This window comes from Streptomyces thermospinosisporus, from assembly GCF_039526425.1.
In the GTDB taxonomy this organism is placed as follows: domain Bacteria; phylum Actinomycetota; class Actinomycetes; order Streptomycetales; family Streptomycetaceae; genus Streptomyces; species Streptomyces thermocarboxydovorans.
This window is the reverse complement of record NZ_BAAAIZ010000062.1, coordinates 92,057-100,106: the sequence shown is the minus strand read 5'-3', so window position 1 is coordinate 100,106 and position 8,050 is coordinate 92,057. Positions and strand designations below refer to the sequence as shown.

The 8,050-nt window shown below is 73.4% G+C and carries 5 protein-coding genes, 1 tRNA gene and 1 pseudogene; 4 read left to right on the top strand and 3 right to left on the bottom strand.

Annotated features, from left to right (window positions below; genetic code table 11):
• The 4 genes and pseudogenes from ABD207_RS20670 to ABD207_RS20655 all read left to right on the top strand — a co-directional run.
• Positions 1-394 (top strand): annotated as a pseudogene (locus ABD207_RS20670) (dTMP kinase); the annotation flags it as partial.
• Between the two features lie 282 nt (positions 395-676).
• Complete coding sequence (locus ABD207_RS20665; RefSeq protein ID WP_344014578.1) at positions 677-1,882, top strand: DNA polymerase III subunit delta'; 1,206 nt, start codon at positions 677-679, stop codon at positions 1,880-1,882.
• Positions 1,883-2,030: 148 nt separating this feature from the next.
• Positions 2,031-3,620, top strand: coding sequence for an alpha/beta hydrolase (locus ABD207_RS20660; protein ID WP_344014577.1), 1,590 nt, complete (start codon positions 2,031-2,033; stop codon positions 3,618-3,620).
• A 118-nt stretch (positions 3,621-3,738) separates the two neighbouring features.
• Positions 3,739-3,812, top strand: a tRNA-Thr gene (locus tag ABD207_RS20655).
• Positions 3,813-4,117: 305 nt separating this feature from the next.
• Here the strand turns inward: ABD207_RS20655 and ABD207_RS20650 are convergent.
• The 3 genes from ABD207_RS20650 to ABD207_RS20640 all read right to left on the bottom strand — a co-directional run bounded on the left by ABD207_RS20650 (position 4,118) and on the right by ABD207_RS20640 (position 7,962).
• Complete coding sequence (locus ABD207_RS20650; RefSeq protein WP_344014576.1) at positions 4,118-5,326, bottom strand: cation:proton antiporter; 1,209 nt, start codon at positions 5,324-5,326, stop codon at positions 4,118-4,120.
• A gap of 602 nt (positions 5,327-5,928) precedes the next feature.
• Positions 5,929-7,548 carry a potassium/proton antiporter gene (locus tag ABD207_RS20645; RefSeq protein WP_344014575.1) on the bottom strand — a complete coding sequence of 540 codons (1,620 nt, stop codon included), beginning with the start codon at positions 7,546-7,548 and terminating at the stop codon, positions 5,929-5,931.
• Between the two features lie 117 nt (positions 7,549-7,665).
• Complete coding sequence (locus ABD207_RS20640; RefSeq protein ID WP_344014574.1) at positions 7,666-7,962, bottom strand: DUF3040 domain-containing protein; 297 nt, start codon at positions 7,960-7,962, stop codon at positions 7,666-7,668.
• Positions 7,963-8,050: the final 88 nt, after the last annotated feature.

Genomic DNA, 8,050 nt, shown 5'->3' with positions numbered 1-8,050 from the left:
CCGGGACGCCGAGGAGACGGCGGTGCTGCCGCCCGTCGCGCCCGGCGCGGCCGACGAGACCGCCGTCCTGCCTCCGGTGCGCGGCGACGGCGGCGAGGGTGACGGACCGGGCCGGGGCGCCGCGGACCGCGTCCCGCCGGGCTACTTCCGCGACGAGAGCCCGTCGGCCCCCGCCGACGGCGCGGACGCCAGTACCCGCGAGCTGCCCCAGGTCGACGCCGAGCCCGCCCCCCGCCGGGGCAGGCGTCGCCGGCGCTCGGACTGGGCCGAGGAGACCCCGCTGGACGACCTGCCGTCCCTGGCGGACGAACTCCTGGGCCCCCACGAGGACGACCCGGGCGACGACGGGGGCCGGGGCGACGACGGGGGCCGGGGCGGCCGACGCCGGCGTTGAGGGACACCTCCAGGGCCGGTCATTGGGTTGACGACCATGGGGCCCGGTACGGGCCGGGTGCCCGTACCGGGCCCTGCTCGCCCGTCGCTACCGCGCCCCGGTTCGCCTGCCGCTGTGCCCCGCGGCCGTCATCGCGGTGCCCGGCCGCGGTCGTCGCGGTGCCCAGCCGCGGACGTCGCGGTGCCCGCCCGCGGTCACCACTGTCAGTGCGCGCCCCCACAATGGACAGCGCAGACCGGATGTGAGGCGCAGACCGGATGTGAGTGAGAGGCAGCGGGATCCATGACCGTGTGGGACGACCTCGTCGGGCAGGAGCGGGTGAGCGCGCAGCTCGACGCCGCCGCCCGGGACGCCGACGCGATCGTCACCGCCGCGGCGGCCGACGAGCCCCTGCCCGAGGCGTCGAAGATGACGCACGCCTGGCTGTTCACCGGCCCGCCCGGCGCGGGACGCAACCAGGCGGCGCGGGCCTTCGCCGCCGCGCTGCAGTGCGTCAGCCCGGACCGCGCCCTCGGCGGATCCCCCGGCTGCGGCTTCTGCGACGGCTGCCACACCGCCCTGATCGGCACCCACGCCGATGTCACCACCGTCGCCGCCGTCGGCAACGAGATCCTGGTCAAGGACATGCGGGACACGGTGCGCAAGTCGTTCACCGCCCCCGCCAACGGACGCTGGCAGATCATCCTGGTCGAGGACGCCGAGCGGCTCAACGAGAAGTCCGCCAACGCCGTCCTCAAAGCCGTCGAGGAGCCGGCCCCGCGCACGGTGTGGCTGCTGTGCGCCCCGTCCATCGAGGACGTGCTGCCGACCATCCGCTCCCGCTGCCGCCATCTCAACCTGAGCACGCCCTCCGTCGACGCCGTCGCCGACATGCTGGTGCGGCGCGAGGGCATCGAGCCCGAGATCGCCGCCGCCGTGGCCCGTGCCACCCAGGGCCACGTCGACCGGGCCCGCCGGCTGGCCACCGACCCCGCCGCCCGCGAGCGCCGCGCCGCCGTGCTGAAGCTGCCGCTGCGGGTCGGCGACATCGGCGGCGCGCTCCGGGCCGCGCAGGAGCTCGTCGACGCCGCCGCCGAGGACGCCAAGCAGCTCGCCGAGGAGATGGACACCAAGGAGACCGACGAGCTGAGGGCCGCACTCGGCGCCGCCCAGGGCGGCAGGCTGCCGCGCGGCACGGCCGGCGTGGTCAAGGAGCTCGAGGACATGCAGAAGCGGCGCCGCACGCGCACCCAGCGCGACAGCCTCGACGTCGCCCTCACCGACCTGACCGGCTTCTACCGCGACGTCCTCGCCCTCCAGCTCGGCTCCCGCGTCGCCATCGCCAACACGGACATGCAGGACGCCCTGGAGCGGCTGGCCCGCTCCAGCACCCCGGAGTCCACGCTCCGCCGCATCGAGGCGATCACCGCCTGCCGCGACGCCCTCGACCGCAATGTGGCCCCGCTGCTGGCGGTGGAGGCGATGACCATGGCCCTGAGAGCCGGCTGAACGCTGCCGTTCGCCCCCGTTCCTCCCGCCGTTCGCCCGCCGTCCGCGCCCGCTTGCGCAACACCGCGCGGGGGTATCGCCGTAACTCGTACGAGGCACGAGCCGCACGCACGGCACTCGAGCCGTTGCACAGAGTTACGCTCGCAGGATGTACCCAAGGCGCACCCTTAGCAGGACCCGAACCGCGGCCACGCTGCTCGCCGTCGCCGCGCTGCTGCTCGCCGGCTGCTCGGCCGGAAGCTCGACGAGCACCGCCAGCTCGGCCGGCCGGGAGGCCGAGGCGGCGGCGCTGGCCCCGCTGCCCCGCTCCACACCGGCGGCCCTGAAGCCGTACTACGCGCAGAAGCCCCGCTGGCGCGACTGCGGCGTCCCCGGCTTCCAGTGCACCACCCTCAAGGCACCGCTGGACTACGCCGACCCGTCGGCCGGGGACGTCCGCCTCGCCGTGTCCCGCAGGCAGGCCACCGGGCCGGGCAAGCGGCTGGGCTCGCTGCTGGTCAACCCCGGCGGCCCGGGCGGCTCGGCCGTCGCCTATCTGCAGCAGTACGCCGGGGTCGGCTACCCCGCCGAGGTGCGCGCCCGCTACGACATCGTGGCCGTCGACCCGCGGGGTGTGGCGCGCAGCGAACCCGTCGAGTGCCTCGACGGGCCCGCCATGGACGCCTACACGCAGACCGACCTCACCCCGGACGACCGGCGGGAGGAGGGGGCGCTGGTCGAGGCGTTCCGGAAGTTCGCCGAGGGCTGCGGAGCGGACGCGCCGCGTCTGCTGCGCCATGTGTCCACCATCGAGGCAGCGCGCGACATGGACATCGTGCGGGCGGCGCTGGGCGACAGGAAGCTGAACTTCGTGGGCGCCTCGTACGGCACCTTCCTGGGCGCCACCTACGCCGGGCTGTACCCGGACCGGGCGGGGCGGCTGGTGCTGGACGGGGCGCTGGACCCGTCGCTGCCCGCGCGTCGGCTGAACCTGGAGCAGACGGAGGGCTTCGACACGGCGTTCACCGCCTTCGCCGAGGACTGCGCGCGGCGCAGCGACTGCCCGCTCGGCGCCAAGGGCACGCCCGTGGAGACCGTCGGCAAGAACCTCAGGTCCTTCTTCGACGAACTCGACGCCCGCCCCATCCCCGCCGGTGACGCCGACGGCCGCGAACTCACCGAGTCCCTGGCCACCACCGGGGTGATCGCGGCGATGTACGACGAGGGCGCCTGGGAGCAGCTGCGCGAGGCGCTCACCTCCGCGATGAAGCACCGGGACGGCGCGGGACTGCTGCTGCTCTCCGACAGCTACTACGAGCGCGAGGCCGACGGCAGCTACTCCAACCTGATGTTCGCCAACGCGGCCGTGAACTGCCTCGACCTGCCGCCCGCCTTCGCCTCGCCCGAGGAGGTCCGCAAGGCGCTCCCCGAGTTCGAGAAGGCGTCCCCCGTCTTCGGCGAGGGCCTGGCCTGGGCGTCCCTGAACTGCACCTACTGGCCGGTGGAGGCCACGGGTGAGGCGCAGCGCATCGAGGCGAAGGGCGCGGCCCCGGTCGTGGTCGTCGGCACCACCCGCGACCCGGCGACCCCCTACCGCTGGGCCCGGTCCCTCTCCGGCCAGCTCTCCTCGGCCCGCCTGCTCACCTACGACGGCGACGGTCACACCGCGTACGGCCGGGGCAGCCGCTGCATCGACGCGGCGATCAACGCCTACCTGCTCCGCGGCACCCCGCCCGCGGACGGAAAGCGCTGCTCATAGCGGCCGTGCCGGTCCCTGAGGGCGGGGCGGGACCCCGCCCTCAGGGCCGGTACGAAGCACCCCTGGAAACTGTGTAGACTTACCGGCGTTGCTGATCGCACCATGGTGCGCACGGCGCGCCGCCTTAGCTCAGTTGGCCAGAGCAACGCACTCGTAATGCGTAGGTCTCGGGTTCGAATCCCGAAGGCGGCTCAGAGAGACCCCAGGTCGCACGGTCGTGACCTGGGGTTTTGTGGTGCTCGGGGCATGACGCTCCGCGCACGGGGGGCAATAGGGGCCGGGGCCTCGGACGACGGACCGGGCTTCGGCGCCGGCTTGGCTCTCGGCATCGTGTCGGGGGCGGCCGGGGCACTGGCCCTGGGCGGACTGGCGCTGCGGCTGCGAGGTGCCATGCGGTCGAGGAACTGAGGCCGGCCGGCAGCTCCGAACGACGTCCGCCCACCCGCACAAGGCGCGGTGCGCTCGCGAGGCAGGCAGGCAGGCGGACGGACCGGGCGTCAGACGCTGGCGTGCGGCTTGGTCTGCTCCGGCTCCGGGGTGACGGCCTTTGTCACGGACGGGCGGATGAAGCGGTCGGCAAGGGGCGCGACGTAGCGGGCGGTGAGGGGGCCGATGACGACGAGGATCAGGACGTAGGCGGTGGCCAGCGGGCCGATGCGGGGCTCGACGCCGACGGCGAGGCCGGCGATGACGATGGAGAACTCGCCGCGGGCGACCAGGGTGCCGCCGGCGCGCCACCGGCCCGCCCCCTGGATGCCGGCGCGGCGTGCCGCGTACCAGCCGGTGGCGATCTTGGTGCAGGCGGTGGCGAGGGCCAGCAGCAGCGCGGGGACGATGACCGGCGGGATCGCCGCGGGGTCGGTGGACAGGCCGAAGAAGACGAAGAAGACCGCGGCGAACAGGTCCCGCAGCGGGGTGAGCAGGCTGGCGGCGCCCTCGGCGACCTCGCCGGATAGGGCGATGCCCACCAGGAAGGCGCCGACGGCGGCGGAGACCTGCAGTTCCTGGGCTATGCCGGCGATCAGGATGGTCAGGCCGAGCACGACCAGCAGCAGCATCTCGCGGCTGTCGGAGGAGACCGCGCGGCTGATCAGACGGCCGTGGCGCAGGGCGACGTAGAGGACCGCGCCGACGGTGCCGAGGGAGATCAGCAGGGTCAGGCTGCCGCCCGCCAGGCTCACCCCGGCCAGCAGGGCGGTGAGGATCGGCAGGTAGACGGCCATGGCGAGGTCCTCGAGGACCAGGATGCCGAGGACCACCGGTGTCTCACGGTTGCCGAGGCGGCCGAGGTCGCCGAGGACCTTGGCGATCACGCCCGAGGAGGAGATCCAGGTGACGCCGGCCAGCGCGGCGGCGGCCACCGGGCCCCAGCCGAGCAGCAGCGCGGCGATGGCGCCGGGGGCCGCGTTGAGGACGAAGTCGACCGCACCCGAGGGGTACTGCGTCTTGAGAGTCGTGACGAGTTCTGAGGCGCTGTACTCCAGGCCGAGCAGGAGCAGCAGGAGGATGACACCGATCTCGGCGCCGGTGGTGGTGAACTCCTCGCTGGCGTCGAGGGGGAGGATGCCGCCATGGCCGAAGGCGAGTCCGGCGAGCAGGTAGAGGGGGATGGGGGAGAAGCCCACTCGACCGGCGAGACGTCCCAGCAGCCCCAGTCCGAGGATGATGGCGCCTAGTTCGATGAGCATGGCGGTGGTGTTGTGCACGGGCGTCTCCTCCGGTGGGTTCGGCGGCGGCGTCTGCGCCTGGTCGGCTTGCGGTGGCGTGCGGGCGCTGTCGGCGGGTGGCGGTCACCCTCCGCTCAGGGCCGGATCGGGCCGGGCGGGGCATGGCCGGGTCGTGCTCCGGCGCGCGGGTGCGCGGCGGAGCAGGAGTGGTCGGTTACGGGGTGGGTCGGTCCGGCAGCGGGGCCGCGCCGGGCTCGGCGTGCCTGCCCGTGGACCGGGCCGTCATGGCCCGGCCGGGCGGCGATGGGCGCAGGCCGGGGCAGGCCCGGAGTGCGGGTGGACCGGGGTTCAGACTCGGGGAGCGGACGGGCACGGATCGGGCACGCTGTCACGAGCCGTGTTGTCGATGCGCACAGCCCTGACTCGATCCATGTCACGCCCCCCATCGCATCGCGCCGGTTCCGGGAACGTCCGGAAGCAACTTCTCCAACTTCAAAGAGTGAGCGAGCCAGCGCTCAGCGGAGCGTCAAGGCTCGGTAAAGAAGCTTAGCGTACGAAAAATCACGCATAGCGCACGTACTGCTGCAAACAGGTGAAGTCGGCGTTGAAGATCGCACAATTTACCGAATGTAACGCCGGTGTCATTCGGTCTGCGTCGTCGAGTGCGTCGGCTTCGAATGCTTCGAAAGCTTCGAGGGCTCCGGGGGCTCGGAGGGCTTCGACGACTCCGTGGACTCCGTGGACTCCGTGGGTTCCTCCTCCGGGGCGCCCCCCTCGCCGAGCCAGCGGGCCAGCTTGCCGCGCCGGCCGATCGCTCGGAGCCGGCGTTCCGTGGCCTCCCGGCTCTGCGGGGTGGTGATCAGCAGCAGCTCGTCGCCGGCGCGCAGCACGGTGTTGCGATCGGGAACCAGGGTGGTGCCGTCGCGGACGATCAGGGTGACCACGGTCGGCGGCGGCAGCCGCAGCTCGAAGACGGCGACGCCGTGCAGCTTGGAGCCCTTCGGGATGGAGACGGTGAGCAGGTCGGCGTCCAGCACATCGAGCGGGGCGGTCTCGACCTGGATCTCGCGCAGTGCGCCGGTGCGCGCCAGGCCCAGGCGCTTGGCGACCGCGGGCAGCGTGGGCCCCTGGATCAGAGTGAACAGCACCACCAGCACGAAGACGATGTTCAGTACGTTCCGGGCGCCGGTGACGTCCTCGACGATCGGGAACGTCGTCAGCACGATGGGGACCGCGCCGCGCAGGCCCGCCCAGGAGATGAACGCCTGCTCGCGCCAGCGGACGGGGAACGGCAGCAGGCAGAGCACCACCGAGACGGGACGCGCGGCCAGCAGCAGGATCAGGCCGACGATCAGCGCCGGGATGATCGCGGAGGGCAGTTCGCTGGGGTCGACCAGCAGCCCCAGCATGACGAACAGGCCGATCTGGGCCAGCCAGCCGACGCCCTCCGCGAAGGAGCGGGTGGCCGCCCGGTGGGGCAGGTCGCTGTTGCCGAGGACCACGCCGGACAGGTAGGCGGCGATGATCCCGCTGGCGTTGACCGCCCCGGCGGCGGCGAAGGCGATCACGCCGAAGCCCACGGTGGCCAGCGGATACAGCCCGGTGGCGGGCAGTGCGATATGGCGTAGCGCGGCCGAGCCCAGCCGCCCGGCCAGCACACCGAGCGTGCCGCCCACGGCGAGCTGATAGAGCAGATTGCCGATCAGGGGAACGGGCCCCGGCAGGTCGGCGGCCGAGGCCGTGGTCGAGAAGACCAGGACGAGGATGATGGTGGGCGCGTCGTTGAAGCCGGACTCGGCTTCCACCAGGCTGGTCAGCTTCTTGGGCAGCGGCAGTGAGCGCAGCACGGCGAAGACGGCGGCGGCGTCGGTGGAGGAGACGATCGCGCCGAGCAGCAGGGCCAGCTGCCAGTGCATGCCGAGCAGGTAGTGCGCGCCGACCGCGGTCACCACGACGGAGAGCGCCACGCCCACGGTGGCGAGCACCGCGGCCGGGGCCAGCACCCGCCGGACGCTGCTCCACTGGGTGGTCAGACCACCCTCGACCAGGATGATCCCCAGGGCGGCCGTGCCCAGCGCCTGGGCGAGCTGGGCGTTGTCGAACTTCAGCCCGAAGCCGTCCTCACCGGCGATGACGCCCACCGCGAGGAACAGCAGCAGGCTGGGCAGGCCGACGCGATGGGCGGTGCGTGCGGCGGCGATGCTGGCCAGCAGCACCGTGCCGCCGATCAGCAACGTCAGATACAGGTCGGACAGGGTCATCGCTCGGTCCTCGGGAGCAGAGGGCCGCCTGCCGTCACAGCACACGGGAGGACGCCCGCCGGCTCGTGGCGCGGAGGGACGCTCGCCGGGTCAGAACCGGGGGCAGCGCCTGCCGGCTCAGAACCGGGGGCGGTGCCTGCCGTCACGGCGCGGGTCCCGGCCGGGGCTGAACATCTCGCCGGCGAGGCCCGCCAGGACCAGCCCGGCGGCGATGAGCAGCCCGTGGGCCAGGGCGATGCCGCCGCCCAGTACAACCAGGGCCAGGACGAACAGCAGCCAGACCCGCAGCCGACGACGGTACTCGCGGGGACTGCGGGGCCTGCCTGCCCCGAGCGCGCGGGCGAACCGGGGGTCTTCACGCTGCAGGCGTGCCTCGATGTCGTGGAGCCGCTCGTCGTCGTCGGACGCGGGCATGACGCCGCCCTCCTCACGGCGCGGGACGGCGGGCGGGCGTCGCGGTCGGTGGTGCGGACCATCGGCTCTCCTCGCAGGGTGGGGACAT